Below are 21,643 nucleotides of genomic sequence, written 5' to 3'. Positions count from 1 at the left end.
ACAAAGCGTATTTAAATAAAAATTACTTTTTAAAAGATTAAAAGAAAGCTGTAACATTAAAAATTCGAAATTTTTGATAAAACTATTTTCTTAAGGGAATTGCGATATTAGGATAATCTGTAATTAAGCCATCTACTCCCATTTCTAATAAATTAATCATATCTTGTTTTTTATTAACTGTCCAAGGAATAACTCTCATATTATTCTTCTGAATATTTTTTACCTCTTCTTTATTCAGTAATAAAAAGTACGGACTATAAATTTCTGGCATAAAACTTAACATTTTCATGTTTGTTTTAAAATCATCCTTATAAGTTAAAAAAGCTAATTTATAAGCAGGATATGTAGCGTGGATATACTCTAAAACTCTAAGATCAAAACTTTGTATCACAATTCTATTTAAAGACACCTTAGTCTTTTTTAATGTGTTAACCACTAAATCTGAAAACTCTTTTACAGATGGCTGATATCCATTTTTCTCATCTGTTGGTGTGCTTTTAATTTCAACATTATAAAGAATATTAGCGTTTTTTTGCTCTGCAAAAGAAATTACTTCAGATAATAAAGGTTTATAAGCAGCAACTTTTTCTTGCTCAGGAAATTTAGAATTCCCTAAAGAACCAACATCGTATTTCTTTATGTTTTTATACTTGTTTTTATAAATATTAAAAGCAATAGCATTTTCTCTACTTAAACGATTTCCATCTACATCTAAAGTAATATCGTTATTCAACCAAGGTTCATGAGAAACAACTACTTTGTGATCTTTACTAACTACAACATCTAATTCTAATGTGTTTACACCTAACTTTAATGCTTTTTCAAAAGCTTGTATTGTATTTTCTGGTGATAAACCTCTAGCGCCTCTATGCCCTTGTAATTCAAAATTATATTGATTGTTTTTCTCTAAAATTATTTGATCAATAAAAGATACAGTTTCATTGTATACACCTTCCCAATCATTCGACCTTAAATCACAAGCAATTACATGATTACCAGCTTCTGGAAAAGCTACTTTTTTCTTTTTATCAAAAGAAGTACCTAAATTATTATACATCTCTAGAATTGCAGCTACAGAAACCACTTGATCTTGTTCTTTTTCATTTTTATAATAATAACCAACAAAAACAGGAATCTTAACTTTTGCAAAAGTTTCTAGGGTCATATTATTCGTAAGCATTTTTATTAAAGCCTCGTAACCGTTAACGTGATATTTTGTAGACCAATATTTCGCTTGCTCTGCAGGCCTTTTTTGTTTTATAATTTCACTACCATTCATTTTTACAAAACCTGCTTTTCCTTCGGGAGTTAAAATTGTTCTAAATGCAGGATTTTTTAAACCGATAAACGGAGAATACATTACCAACCCTAAAACAGAAGTATCTTCTGATGCTAGTTTTAAACTCAATGTACCTCCTGTTGACGTACTAACTATAACAACCTTTTTACCAATTTTTTTTCCTATTTCTAAAGCTTCTTTTGCAGATGCTATATAATTTTCTGGTGTTAAATTAATAAAACTATCATCTCTATCTAAACCATGCTCTTTTAAACGAGATAAGTAAACATTTGCATCGTATTTTTTTGAAAGCATACTCATTACAGGCTCTCCTTCTCTACCACTTGCACCAAAACCATGTAAATACACAAATGCAATTGGAGATTGTTTTTCTTTATACTTATTAGACCAGATAATTCTAGCTTCATTACCAGGTTTCATTCCTTTCACACTTACTTCTTTATTCTTAATACTATTTTCTAAACTAGCTAAATCGAAAACTTCTTGAGAATTAAAAATAGCTACATAGAAAATTAATAAAAAAAACGTTAATATATTTTTTTTCATTGTAAATATTTAAAAAGGTTTCTAAGACATCTTAGAAACCTTTGATTATTGTTTAAGTAATTAAAAGCTTGCTTTTAATTGAACACCAAAAAATCGAGGAGCACCGGCTATAAAAGTTGGTATACCAAAAGCACCACCAGTATTACCCGCATCGATAATATACTCTTTATCCAATGCATTATTCATAAAAAATGTAAGTTCATAATCTTTGTTAATTACCAAACCTGTTTTAAAGTTTAAAATACCGTACGCATCTTGCGATATGTTTGGCAAATTAGTTTCTTCAAAAAACACTTTAGATTTATATGTGTAAGTTGGTCTAAAAAAATATCCTAAATTTTCATTAACATCCACATTAAAATTAAATCCGGCAGAAAAAGAGTTTTTAGGAGTTAATCTAAAAGTGTTTCCTGCAAGTATTTGATCATTTCCGTTTGAGTCTTTATCATCGAAAGACGTATCTATGTAACCATAATTAGCAAAAAAACTAGATGTTTTAGAAAACGCATATTGCATAGCTAATTCAAAACCAAAAGAACTAGCGTTACCACTATCTTCTGGCACAGAAGTTAAAACACCGTTTTCAAACTTTGTGATTGTTGTTTGAAAATTAGAATAATCATACACATAAGCATTGGCATCAAATTGTAAACTATTATTAAAAAATAATGATTTTCCACCTACTTCATAAGACCAAACAATTTCGTCTGATAAAACTGTTGTTTCTGTTGCTGTAACTCTAATAACATTTGGTCTTCTTCCTCTAGAGGTTGTACCAAATAGCGTAATATTATCATTTAAATCATAATTTACTGCAAAACGACCAACTGCAGATAAAAAACTTTCATTAGCTTCTATTTTTTCTTGATTAGTTGAAGCAAATAATACATTTGGAAAATTTCCTGACAAATATCCTAAGACTGATGGATTTTCTGAATCTATTACCTGAAAGCCTGCGTTTATTTCTTCTAATGTTGCTCTTAACCCCATTGTAACAGACAATTTTTCTGAAACATCATAAGAAGCATCTACAAAAAGATCTCCAGAGTAATTTTCTCCAAAATTTGTATAAGTTTCTTTATTAAAAGAATTTAAAGGAGCACCAGCAAGTGCACCAAATACATTAGGATCATTTGGTAAAGAAGGTGCTAAAATCGCTACTCCGTTAGAAACTAAAAAATCTGAATTTAAAAGTAACATTGCAACACTTCTTTCATCATACTCCCACGGTACATTTTGCGAACCATCTTCATAAAAGAAGTTTGCACCAAAGAAACCTCTAAATTTATCATCGGTATCAAAATTAAATCTAAATTCTTGACTAAATTGTTTCCCTTTAGATATTTCACTAAAAAATAATGCTGGTGCAACAGTTCCATCTGCATCAAAAGCCTCATTAGAATCAAACTCTCTATAAGCAGTTGTAGATGTTAAATCCCAAATATCATTAAAACTATGTTTTAAAATTGCAGTAGCACCCCAAACAGTTCTATCTAAACCTAATTCTTCTCCTCTTTCTAAATCTGCAAAAGTGTTCGGATTTGTATCTCCTCCTACAGGCGCAAACGTTCCACTTTTAAAAGATGTTCCAGGAGGTGTATCTTGTTGCCAATTAGCAATAAAATCTAAAGTTGTATCGTTATTTAATAAATATTTAAAAGACGTTCTAAAAGCAAGTGTTTCTTTCCCATTTAAATCTCCTCCAGAAATATTTTCTATAAAACCATCTCTTTTATTATAAATGGCAGCAGCTCTAAAAAATAACTTATCTTCTACTAAAGGCGCATTGAAATGACCTGTTGCTAAAAACTGATTAAAATTACCATAACCTAACTTTAAAGAACCAGATGTTTCGTTTTTTGCTTTGTTTTGAATAATGTGCATTGCACCAATTTGAGCGCCCCTACCAAATAATGTTCCTTGCGGACCTTTAAGTACCTCTACACGTTCTATATCATAAAGTTCTACAACAGAACCTCTAGATTTACTAATTGATACACCATCTTGAAAAATAGAAACTCTTGGCTCTACTCTAGAGTCTCCGCTATCACTTGTAATACCTCTAATAACAATTCCAGGATTGTTAACACTTTGAATTTGTACTTGAAAACCCGGTACATATTCCGACAAGGCATCATATTCAAATGTTCCTTGATTTTCTATAAAATCTGTACCATAAGATGTAATAGCAATTGGTACATCTTTGTTTTTTTGTTCTCTTTTTTGTGAAGTAATTACAACCCCTTCTAACATAAAAGAGCTCTCTTTTAAAACAAAATTTTGAGTGGTGACCATATTACTTATTTCAACTTTTTTTGAAACCGTATTATACCCTAAATATGATACTTCTACGATATAAGTTGCATAAGCAATTTTACTTAACATAAATTTTCCGTTTTCATCAGAAGTTGTTCCTTTAGACAACTTTTTGATGTGAACATTTGCTCCCATAATAGCCTCTCCATTATCAGAAGTTACAACTCCTTTTAAGGCTCCAACATTTTGTGAATTTATATTAACGATAGTAAAAAGCATTAAAAAAGTGAGTAAAGATTTAAAGTACATTTATTTTTATTTTTAGGTTAAATTAGACGGCAAATTTATTTCCTATCAGCCATAAAGATGTTAACCTAAAATGATACAATGGTTACTATTTCAAAAATAAAAAGTCTTTTTTTACATATAATTTACAATACTATAACATCAAATTTTCACACTATTAAACCTTAGATATACTAATTACTAATTCGTAAAGAGCTATCAATTGATAAACAAATTATTAAGAAATCTAAGTTTGTTTTTAATACTTTTTTATCTATTTATTTTAATTAACATCTAACCATAAACTCACCTCTAAAAAGCTTTAATTTTCTTAAAAAACTAAAACCACGATTGTTTCATCCTTACAAAACATCAGTTTTAAGCTTATTTTGATAATTTTATTTTTAAAATAGAATTAAAAATCAGCAAAATTAAAAATAAAGCCATTTTTAAGCGATTTAAGACACTTTTAAGAAATCAACAAATGTTGATAATTTTCATACCAAATCGCTAAAAACTATTGAAAATTAGACTGAAAATTGTAAATTTGAGTTTAGTGAAATTCGTAGTTATAATTGCGATTTTCATCAAAAATTAAAATTAACAATTCACTTTATATATAATGAGCGAAGAAAAAAAACATAATTATTCTGCCGATAGTATTCAGGCATTAGAAGGTATGGAGCATGTAAGAATGCGTCCTTCTATGTATATCGGTGATGTAGGTGTGCGTGGTTTACACCATTTAGTATACGAAGTTGTAGATAACTCTATTGATGAAGCAATGGGAGGACATTGTGACACTATACATGTTACAATTAACGAAGACAATTCTATTACAACAAAAGATAATGGTCGTGGTATTCCTGTAGGAATTCACAAAAAAGAAGGTGTTTCTGCATTACAAGTTGTAATGACAAAAATTGGGGCTGGTGGTAAATTCGATAAAGATTCTTATAAAGTTTCTGGAGGATTGCATGGTGTTGGTGTAAGTTGTGTTAACGCATTATCAGACCATTTAACTGCTACTGTACACAAAGAAGGTAAAATTTGGCAGCAAGAATACGAAAGAGGTAAAGCTTTATATCCTGTAAAAACGATTGGCGAAACAGACTTTACTGGTACCATTGTAACTTTTTTACCAGACAAGTCAATTTTTCAGCAATCTACAGAATACAACTACGAAACTTTAGCTACACGTTTGCGTGAACTAGCGTATCTTAATAAAGGAATTACAATTACTTTAACAGATAAAAGAAATACAGATGATGAAGGCAACTTTGTTTCTGAAACTTTTCATTCTGATGAAGGTTTACCAGAATTTATAAAGTATTTAGATTCTACAAGAGAGCAACTAACAGCTTCTGTGATTTCTATGGAAGGTGAGAAAAACGGAATTCCGGTTGAAGTTGCTATGGTTTACAATACTTCTTACGCAGAAAACCTACATTCTTATGTAAATAATATCAATACGCATGAAGGTGGAACACATTTATCTGGTTTTAGACGTGGTTTAACAAGTACGCTTAAAAAATATGCAGATGAATCTGGTTTATTAAAAAATGTAAAGTTTGAAATTGCAGGAGACGATTTTAGAGAAGGATTAACCGCAATCGTTTCTGTTAAAGTTGCAGAACCTCAATTTGAAGGACAGACTAAAACTAAGTTAGGTAACAGAGAAGTTACTTCTGCAGTTTCTCAAGCGGTTTCAGAAATGCTTACCGATTATTTAGAAGAAAACCCTAACGATGCTAAAACAATTGTACAAAAAGTAATTTTAGCAGCAACCGCAAGACATGCAGCACGTAAAGCCAGAGAAATGGTGCAACGTAAAACTGTAATGAGTATTGGTGGTTTGCCTGGTAAATTATCTGACTGTTCTGAAACTGATCCTGCTCAGTGTGAAATATTTTTAGTTGAGGGAGATTCTGCCGGTGGAACAGCAAAACAAGGTAGAGACAGAAACTTTCAAGCAATTTTACCACTTCGTGGAAAAATCTTGAATGTTGAAAAAGCAATGCAACATAAAGTTTTTGAAAACGAAGAAATCAAAAATATGTTTACTGCTTTAGGTGTTTCTATTGGTACAGAAGAAGATCCTAGAGCCTTAAACTTATCTAAAGTTAGATATCATAAAGTAGTTATTATGTGTGATGCCGATGTAGATGGATCGCATATTGCAACTTTAATTTTAACATTCTTCTTTAGATATATGAGAGAAATGGTAGAGCAAGGATATATTTATATTGCAACACCACCTTTATATTTAGTTAAAAAAGGTCAAAAAAGAGAATACGCTTGGGATGATAATCAACGTGATTTGATTGCTCAGAAATTAGGTGGCGGTGTAAACATCCAAAGATATAAGGGTCTTGGAGAGATGAATGCAGAACAATTATGGGATACAACAATGAATCCAGAATTTAGAACTTTACGTAAAGTTGTAATTGATAGTCCTACAGAAGCAGATAGAGTTTTCTCTATGTTAATGGGAGACGAAGTACCACCACGTAGAGACTTTATTGAACGTAATGCAAAATATGCTAAAATTGATGTTTAAAAAACATTGAATTTAAAAGTAAAAGCCTCAACTATTTGTTGAGGCTTTTTTTGTACCTATCTTTAGGTATTTTCCCCTTTTTTGTAGCAAAACGGTTAATATTTTAGCAGTCTATTAACATAATTTTATATATTCGCTTAAGTTTCCCCGTTAATTATAGAAACATAACTAAAACATAACTAAACATGAAAAAATCTATTTTAATTTTCTTAGGAGCCATTGCATTGGCCTTTAACACCAATGCTCAAGACGGTTTTGAAGGCTACTTATTAGCAAGTGATCAAGATCGTGGTAAATTAATAAATGCTTATATAAATCCTGCAATGAAAGGATTAATACATAGTATGAATAATGGTTGGTACCACACAGCAAAAGTTCATAGCCCTTTCGGATTCGACCTTTCTATTGGTTTAAATGCCTCTTTAGTTCCAGAAGAAGATGAAATGTTTACCTTATCTGGTTTAAACTCTATAAATACTGGTTCTATATCTGCTGCAACTGTTGCTGGTTCAGAAGACTTTACTCCATTAACAGCTGTTAGTTTTCAAGACCCAAATAATCCTGCAATAACTTATACAACATCTTTTGAAGCACCAGGTGGTGTAAAAGAAAGCTTACCTCTTAATGCTGTTCCTGCACCTGCAGTTCAATTAAACTTAGGTTTACCTGCTAAATTTGAAGTTAGCTTAAGGTTGGTTCCTAAAGTTGGTTCTGACAATGTAAAAGGAGATTTATTTGGTATTGGATTAAAAAAAGAAATCACAAACTGGTTTGGCCCTTTAGACAAAACACCTTTACATGTTTCTATTTTAGCCGCATATACAACTATGAATGTTGATTATAACATTGAAGACAGTAACGCTGTAGATGTAACTGATGGAATTGCTCAATTTAAATTAAACTCATACAATGTAGAAGCTATAGCTTCATTAAACTTCCCTTTTATTAATTTATATGGTGGTTTTGGTTACGGTTCTGGTAGCTCTACGTTAAAAATGTTAGGAGACTATGAATTATCTTACGGTGGACAAACAAGAACTATTACAGATCCTATAGATTCTGAATTTAACGCTAGCGGATTTAGAACAACACTTGGTACAAGATTAAGCTTAGGGTTCTTTAAAATATTTGGTAGTTATACACTACAAGAATATAACACTGCTAATTTAGGTATTGCAATTAGCATTAGATAATTTTTATTTAAATATTCAACAAAAAAAAGACATCTCGTTAAGATGTCTTTTTTGGTTTAAAATAGTTAAAAATTCGCCTAAAAAATTGTATTTTAGCGGGATATATTTTAAACAAATAAAAAACATATAAATATGAAAGTTACAGTTGTTGGTGCAGGTGCAGTAGGTGCTAGTTGTGCAGAATACATTGCTATTAAAAATTTTGCTTCTGAAGTTGTTATTTTAGACATTAAAGAAGGTTTTGCAGAAGGTAAAGCAATGGATTTAATGCAAACAGCTTCTTTAAATGGTTTTGATACTAAAATTACTGGAAGCACAAATGATTATACTAAAACTGCAAATTCTGATGTTTGTGTAATTACTTCTGGTATTCCTAGAAAACCAGGGATGACTCGTGAAGAATTAATTGGTATTAATGCCGGAATTGTAAAAATGGTTTCTGCTAGTTTAATCGAGCATTCTCCAAACACAATTATCATTGTAGTTTCGAATCCTATGGATACTATGACGTATTTAGTTCATAAAACTACAGGATTACCTAAAAATAGAATTATCGGAATGGGTGGTGCATTAGACTCGGCTCGTTTTAAATATAGATTAGCAGAAGCTTTAGGTGCTCCTATTTCTGATGTTGACGGAATGGTAATTGGTGGGCATTCAGATAAAGGAATGGTTCCTTTAACTAGATTAGCTACTAGAAACTCTGTTCCTGTTTCAGAATTTATTTCAGAAGAAAGATTAGAACAAGTAAAACAAGATACTAAAGTTGGTGGTGCAACATTAACTGGTTTATTAGGAACTTCTGCTTGGTATGCTCCTGGTGCTGCAGTTTCTGGTATGGTACAAGCAATTGCTTGTGATACTAAAAAAATCTTTCCATGTTCTACTTTATTAGAAGGAGAATTTGGTTTAAACGATTTATGTATCGGAGTTCCTGTTGTTTTAGGTAAAAACGGAATTGAAAGCATTGTAGAAATCAACTTAAGCGATGCAGAAAAATCTCATTTAGAAGAATCTGCTGCGGGTGTTTCTAAAACAAACAGTTTATTAGAATTATAAGAAATTCTTATTTAAATTATAATTAAAAAGTCTAGCTTTAAAAAGCTAGACTTTTTTTTATTACTATAATTTAAAACTTTTAAATTATGACAATCCAGAAATAACTCCGTTTTTATCGATAAACATATTTTCTGATGCAGGTTTTGAAGGCAACCCAGGCATTCTCATCATTTTACCAAGAATAGGAATAACAAATTGTGCACCGGCTGCTATCTCAATTTCACGAACTGTAATTACAAAGTTTTTAGGCCTACCTATTAATTTATCATTATCAGAAAATGATTTTTGTGTTTTCGCCATACAAACAGCAAAATCATTAAAACCTAACCTATCAATTCTTTTTAGATTTAATAGCGCTTTGTTATCGTAAACAACCTTATCTGCACCATAAATTTCTTTAGCAATTATTTCTATTTTATCTTTTATAGGAGATTGCCAATTATACAAAGGCTTGTATTGTGTTGCTTTTGTTTCTACCACTTCTACAACAGCTTTTGCTAGATCACTTGTACCTTCTCCTCCGTTAGCCCATCCTTTAGAGAGAACCGCTTTTACACCTAATTTTGCACAACTTTCAATTAAAAAATTAACTTCTTCTTCAGAATCAGAAATAAAAAAATTTATTGCAACTACAGGTTCTATATTAAACTTTCTAATATTTTCTATATGCTTCTCTAAATTAGCAAAACCTTTTTTTACTTTTACCAAATCTGCAGTATCATAAGCATCTTTTAACGCGCCACCGTGATGACGTAAAGCTCTAATTGTAGCTACTAAAACTACACATTTAGGATTTAAATCTGCAAACTGAGATTTAATATTTAGAAATTTTTCAGCACCTAAATCTGCTCCAAAACCAGCTTCTGTAACAACATAATTAGACAAAGAAAGTCCCATTTTAGTTGCAATAATAGTGTTAGTACCTTGTGCAATGTTTGCAAATGGTCCGCCATGAATAATTGCAGGATTTTCTTCTAAAGTTTGTACCAAATTTGGTTTAATAGCATCTTTTAATAAAATTGCCATCGCATTTTCGGCTTTCAAATCTCTTGCAAATACTGGCTTTTTATCGAAAGTAAAACCAATAAAAATGTTACCCAATCGTTCTTTTAAATTTTCTAAATCAGAAGCCATACAAAGAATTGCCATAACTTCTGATGCCGGAGTAATATTAAAGCCATCTTGTCTAGGTATTCCGTTTGCTGTTCCTCCCAAACCAATAGTTACATCTCTAAGAGCTCTATCATTCATATCTATAACACGTTTCCAAAGAATAGTTCTAGGATCGATGTTTAAGTTATTTGTTTTACTTTGAAGGTTATTATCAATCAAAGCAGATAGTAAGTTATTGGCTTTTTCGATTGCATTAAAATCTCCTGTAAAATGCAGGTTAATGTCTTCCATTGGCACAACTTGAGAATATCCACCGCCAGCTGCACCACCTTTAATTCCGAAAACAGGCCCTAAAGAAGGTTCTCTCAAAACCACTGTCGCTTGTTTCCCAATCTTATTCAATCCTTCAGTTAATCCTATGGAAACTGTTGTTTTTCCTTCTCCGGCAGGAGTTGGAGTTAATGCAGTTACCAAAACCAAATTATTTTCTTTCACTTTGGTTTCATCTATTAAATGTAATGGCAATTTAGCTTTGTATTTACCATACATTTCTAAATCGTCTTCTTTCACATTTATTTTTGCTGCAATTTCTCTTATATGTAACAACTTTTTTGCTTGAGCAATTGCAATATCTGTTTGGTGTTTCATTTTTATATAATCTGAGTATTATTTTATCATTTTTGAAAAATAAATATAGTTAAATTTCATATTCTATAAAACGATAATCAGAATCGAAACAAACTTTAACATATAAATAATTTTCACTCTAACAAACTCATTTAAATAAGATTATATATTTAGAAAGTAAAACAACATTTTTTTATATATTTGGCGCATGCAAGCAAAATGGTACTTTAGTACTTTCTTTTTAATATTTATATACTTTGGCGCATTCCAAGAGCAAGTTTCTTTACCAAACCAAGAAATTGTTCTAGAATTTGTTGATGCAAATATTAATGAAAAAGATATTGAAAACTCTATTGCAGAAGTTAAAGAAAAACTATTAAAAGTTGGGATTACAAATATTGTAATTCATAAATCTGAAACTAGCACATTAAAGATCTCTTATTTTAGTAAGGTTGATATTAAAAACATAAGAGAAATTCTTTCTAAAGAGAATAAATTACTTTTAAATACAAATTCTCCTTATAAGAACTCAACAAATTATAATTTTGATGTTTACGAACTAAATGATGCAACACAATTATCTAATGTAGATAAAAAGTTTGTATTCGAAATTAAATACAATTCAGATCGTTTTACTACTGTTAACTATAGTGCTTTAATTAAAAACTTAGAAAGTAGTACAGCAGAACAATTGTATAAAACTGCTTACAAAGTAAATAAGGACAATCCTTTTACAAAAGATAAAGCTTCTTGTAAAGAACCAGAAGTTAGGGCTGGCCCAAAGTCTTATCTATCTTAACAAAAGTATTTTTAAACACTTTTTAAGAATACACTTCAATTTTATGAGAACCATACTCATAAGCTAAAAAACATACAAAAAAATTAATTGTCTGATAATTCGAGAAACTATATATTTGCTCGTTTTTAACAAAAAAAAGCAGACAATAAAATAAAAAACATGCAAAACAAAGGACTTATTAAAGTATTCGCTATCCTTTTCGGAATAGTGAGTTTATATCAACTATCATTTACATTTTTAGCCAATAAGGTAGAAGATGATGCAAAAGTATATGCAGAAGAAAAAGTAACGGATAATGATGCTAGATTAAAAGCAACAACAGAAAAAAAATATTTAGACAGTGTTGCTAATAAAAACATTGTAGATTTAGGTATTGCAGAATACACTTATAACGATGTAAGAGACAAAGAAATGAATCTTGGTCTTGATTTAAAAGGTGGTATTAATGCAATCTTACAAGTTTCTGTAAAAGAAGTTTTAAAGAATTTATCTAACGATTCTAAAAACGAAGCTTTTAACAAGGCTTTAGAAATTGCAGACGAGAAGCAAAAAAGTAGTAATTCTAACTATTTAGATTTATTTTTCGAAGAATTCGAATTACTTGCTGGAGATACTAAATTAAGCGATCCATCAATTTTTGGTACGAAAGCATTAAGTGATAAAATCTCTTTTAACGAAAACAATATTTCTGTTAGAGAAACTTTACAAAAAGAAATAAACAGTTCTATTGGTACTGCTTTTGAAGTATTAAGAAGTAGAATTGATAAATTTGGAGTTTCTTCTCCAAACATTCAAAGAATTGGTAATTCTGGTAGAATTCAAATTGAATTACCTGGTGCTAAAGACATCGAACGTGTAACTTCTTTAATTACAAGTAAAGCAGAATTACAGTTTTGGGAAGTTTACACAAATGCAGAGGTTTTACAATATTTATCTATAGCAAACTCTAAGTCTATCGAGTTATTAAAAGATACATCTGTAACTGAAAAAGTAAAGGACACTACTAAAAAAGATGATATTGATGATTTATTAGGAGAATCTATCGATTCTACACAAGTAAATCAAAAAATGCTTTTCTCTTACTTAAGCCCAATGCAAGCACAAATAAGCTCTACAATTGGTTATTCTAAAGTAATTGATACTGCAAAAGTAAATGATTTATTAAAGAGAAAAGAAATTAGAGATTTATTACCAAACGAGTTACGTTATGTAAAATTCTTATGGGATTATAAATCTTTTTCTACAGAAAGAAATGCAACTTCAGATGATGAGTTTGAAGCTGATGAAATTGTTGCTTTATACGCTATAAAATCTAACAGAAATGATGTTGCTCCTTTAGAAGGTGATGTAATTTTAGATGCGTCTCAAGTATACAGTCAATTAAACAAGCCAGAAGTAAGCATGACAATGAATAGTGGTGCAACAAAAGCTTGGGCAAAATTAACAACAGATTTAGCTGCACAACCAAACAAATTTATTGCTGTAGTATTAGATGATAACGTTTACACAGCACCAACAGTAAATAATGCAATTACAGGTGGTAGCACTTCTATTTCTGGTGGAAGCATGACTGTTGCAGAAGCAGAAGATATTGCTACAGTATTAAAGGCAGGTAAATTACCAGCTGCTGCAAGAATTATTCAAGCAGAAGTTGTTGGGCCTTCTTTAGGTCAAGAATCTATCAACGCTTCTATCAACTCATTTGGTTTAGCTATTTTATTAGTTTTAATCTGGATGGTTTTATACTATGGTAAAGCTGGTTTATATGCAGATATTGCATTAGCAGTAAACATTTTATTTATCTTCGGTATTTTAGCATCATTTAATGCTGTATTAACTTTACCTGGTATTGCTGGTATTATCTTAACAATAGGTATGTCTGTAGATGCCAACGTAATTATATTCGAAAGAATTAAAGAAAGTTTATCTAAAAAGAAAGGTTTAAAGCAATCTGTAGAAGAAGGATTCTCTGTAAAAGGAGCATTATCTGCAATTATTGATGCAAACATTACTACATTATTAACAGGTATTATTTTATATGTTTTTGGTACAGGACCAATTAAAGGTTTTGCTTTAACATTAATGATTGGTATTGCAACATCTTTATTTACTGCAGTATTTATTACACGTTTATTAATTGACGGTGCTGTAAATAAAAATTCTAAATTAACATTTAACACTTCTTTCTCTAAAGGATGGTTCCAAAATATTAATGTAGAATTCTTAAAGAAACGTAAAATTGCTTATGTAATTTCTGGTGCAATTATTATTGGAGGTTTAATCTCTATTTTTTCTATCGGATTAAAGCAAGGTGTAGATTTTAAAGGTGGTAGATCTTATGTTGTTCGTTTTGATCAAGACATGAATGCTACAGAAGTTGCAGAAACTTTAAAAGGAGCATTTGGTACTGCACCAGAAGTAAAAACTTATGGTACGCCAAATCAATTAAAAATTACAACAGTTTATAAAATAGAAGACGAAGGACAAGAAGTAGACGAAGAAGTACAAAGTACTTTATTTACAGGTTTACAATCTTATTTAGGTGAAACTTCTTACGAAAACTTTAAACCAGGTTTCGAAAAAGAAAGTGCTGGTGTAATGAGTTATATTAAAGTAGAACCAACAATTGCAGATGATATTAAAACATCAGCATTATATGCAGTATTCGGTTCTTTATTAGTAGTATTCTTATACATTTTATTACGTTTTAGAAAAGTATCTTTCTCTATTGGTGCTGTAATTGCAGTTTTCCATGATGTATTAATCGTATTAGGTGTATTCTCTATTACTTATAGCTTTATGCCTTTTGACATGGAAATTGGTCAATCTTTTATTGCGGCAATATTAACCGTTGTTGGTTATTCGCTAAATGATACCGTGGTAATATTCGATAGAATTAGAGAATTCGCAGGTATCCATTCTAACTGGAAATACAGCGAAGTTGTAGACAAAGCATTAAGTTCTACTTTAGGAAGAACAATCAACACTTCTTTAACAACATTATTAGTAATGTTAGCAATCTTCTTATTTGGTGGAGATTCTATTAAAGGATTTATGTTTGCCTTAATTGTAGGTGTAGCTGTTGGTACATATTCATCTTTATTTGTGGCAACACCAATAATGTTTGATACCTCAAAAAAAGAAGAAAAGAACAAATAGTTCTAACTTAACTTAACAAAAACCGTTTTCTTGTGCTTAAACATAAGAAAACGGTTTTTTCATTTCATTAATAGCAGTTATATTTGCAAACTTATGAGTATTATAAAACTTCAAGACCTTTATTTTAAACCTTATATTAACAAGGATAAAATTTCGGCAATTGTAAAGTATTTAGCAACAGCTGTAAAAGCAGATTTACCAAAAGATGAAGTTCCTATTTTTGTAGGAATTTTAAACGGATGCTTTTTATTTGCAGCAGATTTTATTAGAGAATATCAAGGCGATTGTGAAGTATCTTTTGTTAAGCTAGCTTCTTACAATGGCACAAGTAGTACAGATAATGTTAAACAGTTAGTTGGTATTAACGAAGATTTAACTGGCAGAACCGTTATCATCTTAGAAGACATTATAGATACAGGTACAACGCTTCAAGAAATTTATAATATCTTTAAAGATAAAAATGTAAAGCAACTAAAAGTAGCTACATTATTTTTTAAACCAGATGTTTTTAGAAAAGAACTACCCATAGATTATATCGGTCAAAGTATCGAAGATAAATTTATTGTTGGTTATGGTTTAGATTATAATGGTTTAGGAAGAAATTACCCAGAAATATATCAATTATCAACAACACCACAAATGAAAAACATCGTATTATTTGGCCCTCCAGGAGCTGGAAAAGGAACACAAGCAGAGTATTTAAAGGAAATGTATAATTTAGTACACATTTCTACTGGAGACGTATTCCGTTTTAACATCAAAAACCAAACAGAACTTGGTATGTTGGCTAAAAAATATATGGATGATGGAAATTTAGTACCAGATGAGGTTACTATTAACATGCTAAAAGCAGAAGTAGAAAAAAATACAGATGCTAAAGGTTTTATTTTTGATGGTTTTCCAAGAACAGAATCTCAAGCAGAAGCTTTAGATGCATTTTTAGCGGAAAAAGGAGAACAAATAAATGGTATGGTTGCTTTAGAAGTGCCAGAAGACGTATTAGTTACTCGTTTATTAGAAAGAGGTAAAACAAGCGGAAGAACAGACGATACCGACGAAGGTAAAATTAGAAACCGCTTTAATGAATACAACACAAAAACTGCAATTCTTAAAGATTATTTTGAAGCTCAAAATAAATATTACGGAATTAATGGTGTTGGTTCTATAGAAGAAATAACACAAAGAATTTCTAAAGTATTTGATACTTTATAAATTTTTAAATTAAATGTAATTAAGCATTTAATTTTATATTTAATTAGAAAACATGACTGAAGGAAATTTTGTCGATTATATAAAGATTTACGCATCTTCTGGTAAAGGAGGTCAAGGTTCTGTGCATTTACACAGAGAAAAATTCATTACCAAAGGAGGACCTGATGGTGGTGATGGTGGCCGTGGAGGACACATAATTTTGCGTGGAGATAAAAACATGTGGACATTATTTCACTTAAAGTTTAAACGTCATTTTAGAGCAGAAGGTGGTGGAGCAGGAAGTGCAAGTAGAAGTACTGGTAAGGATGCAGAAGATATCTATATCGATGTACCTTTGGGTACAATTATTAGAGATGCAGATACGGATGAAATTTTGCATGAAATCACAGAAGATCAAAAAGAAGTAATCTTATTACCTGGTGGTAAAGGCGGACTTGGAAACTGGAATTTTAAATCTTCTACAAACCAAACACCAAGATACGCTCAACCTGGTATCGATGGTCAAGACGGTTGGTTTAGAATCGAATTAAAATTATTAGCAGATGTTGGTTTGGTTGGTTTTCCTAATGCAGGTAAATCTACTTTACTATCTGTTTTAACTGCTGCAAAACCAAAAATTGCAGACTATGCTTTTACAACACTAAAACCAAATTTAGGTATTGTAGAATATAGAAATCATCAATCTTTTGTAATTGCAGATATTCCTGGTATTATAGAAGGTGCTGCAGAAGGTAAAGGTTTAGGTCATCGTTTTTTACGTCATATCGAAAGAAACTCTGCGTTATTATTCTTAGTTCCTGCAGATAGTGATGACATTAATAAAGAATATGAAATTCTTTTAAACGAGCTTAAAAAACACAATCCAGAGTTGTTAGATAAGGATAGATTGTTAGCTATTTCTAAAACAGATATGTTAGATGAAGAGTTACAAGCAGAAATTAAAGCCGAATTACCAAAAGGTGTAGAAGCTATCTTTATTTCTTCGGTTACTCAAAAAGGTTTACAAGAATTAAAAGACAAACTTTGGAAAATGCTGAATTAAAAAAATCAGTTTTAAAACAAATTTAAAAAGCCATTTTAGAGAATCTATATTTTCTAAAATGGCTTTTTTATTCTTTTAATTCTATTAAAATGGGCAGCCTATATTTTGTTGTTACAGGAATTCCTCTTTTAATAGCAGGATATATTTTAGGTATTTTATTTACAGAAAGTAGTATAATACTATCTAACTGTGGTAAACTGTTTTTAATTGCTTCGGATGATTCTATGTCTTTTAATAAAATAGTTCCTTTAGAATCTATTACTAAGTCCACAAAAACTATTTCTGAAACAGCCTTATCTACAGCAAACTCATGTTTTAGTAACTCCTCTCCTATTTTATTATGAATTGTATTTCTAAAACAATTCGATTTTTCTTCTTTAGCTATTAGAGAATCACAAACTTTAAAAGAAGGCGAAGTATCTACCGAAGAAAAATTAACAATTGTATCTAATGCCTGTGTTTGCTTTTTTGTACCAAAAGAAAAATTAGTACAAGAAGCAAATACTGCAATAAAAAGCATCAGAAAAACTGTTCGAAATACCATTATATAAAGTTAACGTAATTTAAATAAATAATAATTTTTATTCTACCATTATAGAAAACGGAAAACTATAAGCAACCTTAACGGTTTTACCTCTTTGAGTTGCTGGTGTCATTTTAGGTAAAGAAGTCGCAATTCTTATAGCTTCTTCCTTAATTTTAGGATGCGGCGCTCTTGCATCAATATTAATTACATTACCTTTTTCATCTACTTTAAAAAGTATAATAATCTTTTTTAAACCAACAGTTAATCCTAATTTACTTGGAAGATTTGCGTCAAAATTTTTCACAAAATGTCTTTTAACACCTAAACTAAAGCAATTTTTAATTTCTTTTGAAGAACCTTTTTCACAACCAGGAAAAATTGGCGGTGTTTCTATAATAGTAAAAGATACTGGTTTTGATGATTTTTTAGTTAATTCTGTAAAAATATTACTTGTATCAACAGTTTTGTTTTTTGAAACATTTGTATCAGAAGTATTTAATGTTCCGCCTAAAGAGTTTAAGTTTTCTTTCATTTTATCTAAAGAGGACTTCATCTTTTTATATTGATCAGAATTTTTATTAGATACATAAGAAAGGGATTTTTCTAAAGATAAGATAGCCTTTTTTAACCGTGCAATTTCTTGTTTTTTTAATGCTAGATTTTTTGCATTATCTAAAGCATCTTGCTTTTCCTTTTTTTGTTTTAAAACTTTTAATTTATTTACCGATTTATTAGGAGAATCTTTAGCATCTAAGTTATTAGTATATGCCACAAGCATATCTTTATAGCTTTGTGAAGATTTGTTTTTATTCAACTTAAAAAAAGCTTTAAAATATTCTTCTGCTTTTATGTAATCTCCTAAATCATAAAAAAATTTAGAGCCAAAAATGGCTATTTTCTCTTGAGTAATTCCGTTATTTAATTCTCTATTTTTTTGTAAATATTTGGTTGTTTTTTCTAAATCTAACGTCTCAAAACTTTTAAGCGCTTTATTAAAATAAACTCTTGCCAAGTCTTTATTATCTTGTGCTTGTATAGAAAAAGAAAATATTAGTAATAATAATGTTAGTAGTAATCTCATTTTTTAGGAGTAATTGAAACAATGTTTTATTTGCATTGTAAAACTACTAAAATTTAATGAATTACTCTTCTAACTTCTCTCCTCTCATAAAGTAGTCTTTTTTAATTTCAGATATTCTTTTTTGTACATATTCGCTTTCTACTTTATCTAAATTTTTAAAAAGTTCATTATAGCTTTTATATTGTTTGTAAGCCATTTTTTTATCCTTATAAAGATCGTCTGTTATTTTAGCTACCTGAAATTTTGCATTGTGATTTTTACGGTTTTCTTCAAATGCTTTTTCATAAAAACGCAAAGCCATTTTAGGTCGTTTCATTTTATAATATGCAGATGCCAAACCATAATATTCTTCGTCTCGTTTTTCTTTACCAATAGTTGCTGCTCTTAAGTAATTAAACATTGCTTTAGAAAAATTTTCTTTTTTAATACCTATATGGCCTAAATAGGTAAAAGTCTTAAAATTAGTTGCATCTATTTCTGCTGCATTTTCAAATCTTACTTTTGCATTGTCAAAACCTTCTAAATTGTAATACACTTTACCTAACATTGTGTTTGTAAACAAATCCATAGGTTTTATACTATCTAGCTTTAACAAAATGGGTACAATCTCTTTATACTTTTTCTCTCTGTAAAATTGATTTACCTTCACCTTATTTATATTGATATGGTTTGGTGCAACTGCTAAACCTTTATTAATAAACAAATAAGTAGAATCCTTTTCTCTTAACTTAAAAAAACTAAGAGCCAATTTTGAAATTGACTTTACATGTAAACTATCCTTTTTATAAGTTTTGATAAAGCTATTTATCATACGATCTCTATCTTTAGTGTACGCATATGCTAAACCTAATTGATAAGAATAATGAGCATTTGTACTATCTTTTTCTATTAAATCTTTAAATAAAGAAATGGCTTTTTTGCTTTTTCTATACTGTAAATACAATTTACCCAATTGATATTCTAAAATTAAGTTTAAAGAATCTTTTGCCAATAATTTCTCATAAATAGCAATTGATTGATTCGATTTACTTAACTTTTGATATGCTTTTGCCAATTTTAAACTCGCTTTTTTGTCTTCTTTAAAATCTAAAGCTTTTTCTAAGTAATTCGCTGTTTCTTTATAGTTATCGATAGATTCGTAAATAACAGCAGTTTTATAGTTTGACAAAAACGATTGATCTTTTATCGCTTTTAGTTTTTTTAATGCTAAATGATATCTACCATTATCTGATAAACTATCTATCGCAGAAAAAGCCGAGGTTTGCGCCCCGACTTTTACTACCACAAATAGTAATACAATTAAAATTCTCTTTTTCATTTATTTTAAATTAGTTTACCAAAATAGTAAATGGTACATTGTAACTAACCACAACTTTTCCGTCTTTATTTTCACCCGGAATCATTTTAGGTAAAGTTTTCATTACACGGATAACTTCATCTTTAATTTTTGGATGCGGAGCTCTTGCCTTAACATTTACGATATTCCCTTCTTTATCAATTTTAAAACCAACAAAAACTCTTTTTTTACCTGATGATAAGCCCAAATTATCTGGTAAGTTTGTATCAAAATTTTTACTAAAATGTTGTTTAATACTTTTATGAAGACAATTTTTATCTCCTTCCTCACACCCAGGAAAAGTTGGAGCCTTTTCTATTTTTAAAATATTTACAGAACTATCTTTAGAACTTCGCTTTTCAGTCTTTTTTGTTGTCCTATCCAATTTCATTAACATTGCACTAGCATTTCTTCCGTTTGGCATTTTATAAAGATGAAAACTAAATATTTCAGCAAACTCAGGTCTATCTTTTCCTCTTTCGTCAATTATATTTTTCATTATTTCATATTCTTCTCTTTCATTGTTAGATAAATCATTTATTGAAATTTTCTTTGCTCCTATTGGTGCTTCTCTTCCTATAAAATTATCTAAATATGTTTCTTCCTTTCCTTTTTTACTTACAAGAACCCCTTCTTGATTTCGATACATTGTTTGTACTTCTTTTTTAGAAATTGAAATTTCTTTTAGTTCATTTTCAGAACAAGAAGTATAAAAAAGCATACTCATTAATACCGGAATCAATACCAAATACTTTAACTGATTCATTTTTTTAGATTGTTTTTTCTTCATCATAATAATTCTTTTTTTAATTAATGTTTGTTTGTAAAATTGGTTGATAAATGCAATATCTTCAACCTGAAAAAAACTTGATAGCAATTTATTTATGTAATTTTCTTTGGGTTCATTTTTGGTGGCAACTTCATCAGAAATATATTCGTGCACTAGCGTAATTCTTTTTTGGTAAATAAAAATCATCGGATTAAACCACATTATAATTTTTAAAAACTCAAACAATAATAAATCTAAAGAGTGCTTTTGAGTGCTATGTACTAACTCATGCGCAATTATTTGTTCTTTTTGATCTTCTGGAATTTCTTCTCCTAAAAAAATATAATTAAAAAACGAAAATGCTTTTGATTGATTCGGAATTAAAACCAAAGTATACCCTACTTTTCTTACAAGTTTATAAGAATTTATAAGCTTGAATATCTGTATTAATTTTGATAAAAAAACCACTGTAAAAACAATAACACCAATGGCAAATATGATATCGATATAATTTAAAGATTGATACCACGTTGATTTTTGAATAACAGTTTCTGGAGAAATAACGACTTCTGGTAAGTACACAATATATTCTTGCGGAACCGCTTTTTGAAATGTTGGTATTTTTATTAATGGTAATAAAAAGGACAGTATTGGTGTGCTTAACAAATACCATCTGTTTTTAGTGAAAAAGGTTTCTTTACTTAAAAAGAAATCATAAATAGTTAAAAACAATATTTGAAATAAGATTACTTGAATTATATAATTAATCATAGCATTTAA

14 protein-coding genes are annotated in these 21,643 nt (G+C 29.6%); 7 read left to right on the top strand and 7 right to left on the bottom strand.

Features of this window, described 5'->3' with window-relative positions:
- Window positions 1-82: 82 nt before the first annotated feature.
- Both WG950_RS12815 and WG950_RS12810 read right to left on the bottom strand, forming a co-directional pair.
- Window positions 83-1,846 (bottom strand): glycerophosphodiester phosphodiesterase family protein, encoded by a 1,764-nt coding sequence (locus tag WG950_RS12815; protein WP_340932881.1) that lies wholly within the window; start codon window positions 1,844-1,846, stop codon window positions 83-85.
- Between the two features lie 60 nt (window positions 1,847-1,906).
- Window positions 1,907-4,411, bottom strand: coding sequence for a TonB-dependent receptor (locus WG950_RS12810; protein WP_340932880.1), 2,505 nt, complete (start codon window positions 4,409-4,411; stop codon window positions 1,907-1,909).
- 598 nt (window positions 4,412-5,009) lie between these two features.
- Between WG950_RS12810 and gyrB the strand changes: the two genes are divergently transcribed.
- The 3 genes from gyrB to mdh all read left to right on the top strand — a co-directional run bounded on the left by gyrB (window position 5,010) and on the right by mdh (window position 9,199).
- Entirely contained in the window at window positions 5,010-6,947 is a 1,938-nt protein-coding gene (gene gyrB / locus WG950_RS12805) for a DNA topoisomerase (ATP-hydrolyzing) subunit B (protein ID WP_079737093.1), read from the top strand.
- A 185-nt stretch (window positions 6,948-7,132) separates the two neighbouring features.
- Window positions 7,133-8,140, top strand: a complete 1,008-nt coding sequence (locus tag WG950_RS12800) for a DUF6588 family protein (protein WP_079737094.1) — start codon at window positions 7,133-7,135, stop codon at window positions 8,138-8,140.
- Window positions 8,141-8,272: 132 nt separating this feature from the next.
- Complete coding sequence (gene mdh, locus WG950_RS12795; RefSeq protein WP_340932877.1) at window positions 8,273-9,199, top strand: malate dehydrogenase; 927 nt, start codon at window positions 8,273-8,275, stop codon at window positions 9,197-9,199.
- Window positions 9,200-9,283: 84 nt separating this feature from the next.
- Here mdh and WG950_RS12790 read toward each other — a convergent pair whose 3' ends face one another.
- Window positions 9,284-10,960: a formate--tetrahydrofolate ligase gene (locus WG950_RS12790; RefSeq protein ID WP_340932875.1), complete on the bottom strand. Its 1,677-nt coding sequence runs from the start codon at window positions 10,958-10,960 to the stop codon at window positions 9,284-9,286.
- Window positions 10,961-11,147: 187 nt separating this feature from the next.
- On the opposite strand from WG950_RS12790, the gene WG950_RS12785 reads away from it, so the two are divergent.
- From WG950_RS12785 to obgE, 4 genes are all read left to right on the top strand, one after another.
- Window positions 11,148-11,738, top strand: coding sequence for a hypothetical protein (locus WG950_RS12785; protein WP_340932873.1), 591 nt, complete (start codon window positions 11,148-11,150; stop codon window positions 11,736-11,738).
- A gap of 159 nt (window positions 11,739-11,897) precedes the next feature.
- Complete coding sequence (secDF, locus tag WG950_RS12780; RefSeq protein WP_340932872.1) at window positions 11,898-14,897, top strand: protein translocase subunit SecDF; 3,000 nt, start codon at window positions 11,898-11,900, stop codon at window positions 14,895-14,897.
- 93 nt (window positions 14,898-14,990) lie between these two features.
- Complete coding sequence (locus WG950_RS12775) at window positions 14,991-16,109, top strand: adenylate kinase (RefSeq protein ID WP_299064801.1); 1,119 nt, start codon at window positions 14,991-14,993, stop codon at window positions 16,107-16,109.
- 52 nt (window positions 16,110-16,161) lie between these two features.
- Entirely contained in the window at window positions 16,162-17,151 is a 990-nt protein-coding gene (gene obgE / locus WG950_RS12770; RefSeq protein ID WP_340932869.1) for a GTPase ObgE, read from the top strand.
- Between the two features lie 67 nt (window positions 17,152-17,218).
- On the opposite strand, the gene WG950_RS12765 is transcribed toward obgE, so the two are convergent.
- The 4 genes from WG950_RS12765 to WG950_RS12750 all read right to left on the bottom strand — a co-directional run bounded on the left by WG950_RS12765 (window position 17,219) and on the right by WG950_RS12750 (window position 21,634).
- Window positions 17,219-17,671: a hypothetical protein gene (locus tag WG950_RS12765; protein WP_340932866.1), complete on the bottom strand. Its 453-nt coding sequence runs from the start codon at window positions 17,669-17,671 to the stop codon at window positions 17,219-17,221.
- Between the two features lie 61 nt (window positions 17,672-17,732).
- Entirely contained in the window at window positions 17,733-18,758 is a 1,026-nt protein-coding gene (locus WG950_RS12760; RefSeq protein WP_340932864.1) for a hypothetical protein, read from the bottom strand.
- Between the two features lie 61 nt (window positions 18,759-18,819).
- Window positions 18,820-20,076, bottom strand: coding sequence for a tetratricopeptide repeat protein (locus tag WG950_RS12755; protein ID WP_340932863.1), 1,257 nt, complete (start codon window positions 20,074-20,076; stop codon window positions 18,820-18,822).
- Window positions 20,077-20,086: 10 nt separating this feature from the next.
- Window positions 20,087-21,634, bottom strand: a complete 1,548-nt coding sequence (locus WG950_RS12750) for a M56 family metallopeptidase (RefSeq protein WP_340932862.1) — start codon at window positions 21,632-21,634, stop codon at window positions 20,087-20,089.
- Between the last annotated feature and the right edge of the window lie 9 nt (window positions 21,635-21,643).

The organism is Polaribacter marinaquae (assembly GCF_038019025.1).
GTDB lineage: Bacteria > Bacteroidota > Bacteroidia > Flavobacteriales > Flavobacteriaceae > Polaribacter > Polaribacter marinaquae.
The sequence above is the reverse complement of the archived record's forward strand: the minus strand, read 5'-3'. Positions and strand labels throughout refer to the sequence as shown.

Bases quoted from the DNA above. Each gene is read 5' to 3' on its own strand.
- secDF (WP_340932872.1), top strand. From the start codon at position 11,898: ATGCAAAACAAAGGACTTATTAAAGTATTCGCTATCCTTTTCGGAATA.
- WG950_RS12755 (WP_340932863.1), bottom strand. From the start codon at position 20,076: ATGAAAAAGAGAATTTTAATTGTATTACTATTTGTGGTAGTAAAAGTC.
- WG950_RS12790 (WP_340932875.1), bottom strand. From the start codon at position 10,960: ATGAAACACCAAACAGATATTGCAATTGCTCAAGCAAAAAAGTTGTTA.
- obgE (WP_340932869.1), top strand. From the start codon at position 16,162: ATGACTGAAGGAAATTTTGTCGATTATATAAAGATTTACGCATCTTCT.
- WG950_RS12810 (WP_340932880.1), bottom strand. From the start codon at position 4,411: ATGTACTTTAAATCTTTACTCACTTTTTTAATGCTTTTTACTATCGTT.
- WG950_RS12750 (WP_340932862.1), bottom strand. From the start codon at position 21,634: ATGATTAATTATATAATTCAAGTAATCTTATTTCAAATATTGTTTTTA.
- WG950_RS12815 (WP_340932881.1), bottom strand. From the start codon at position 1,846: ATGAAAAAAAATATATTAACGTTTTTTTTATTAATTTTCTATGTAGCT.
- gyrB (WP_079737093.1), top strand. From the start codon at position 5,010: ATGAGCGAAGAAAAAAAACATAATTATTCTGCCGATAGTATTCAGGCA.
- WG950_RS12800 (WP_079737094.1), top strand. From the start codon at position 7,133: ATGAAAAAATCTATTTTAATTTTCTTAGGAGCCATTGCATTGGCCTTT.
- WG950_RS12760 (WP_340932864.1), bottom strand. From the start codon at position 18,758: ATGAGATTACTACTAACATTATTATTACTAATATTTTCTTTTTCTATA.
- WG950_RS12785 (WP_340932873.1), top strand. From the start codon at position 11,148: ATGCAAGCAAAATGGTACTTTAGTACTTTCTTTTTAATATTTATATAC.
- mdh (WP_340932877.1), top strand. From the start codon at position 8,273: ATGAAAGTTACAGTTGTTGGTGCAGGTGCAGTAGGTGCTAGTTGTGCA.
- WG950_RS12765 (WP_340932866.1), bottom strand. From the start codon at position 17,671: ATGCTTTTTATTGCAGTATTTGCTTCTTGTACTAATTTTTCTTTTGGT.
- WG950_RS12775 (WP_299064801.1), top strand. From the start codon at position 14,991: ATGAGTATTATAAAACTTCAAGACCTTTATTTTAAACCTTATATTAAC.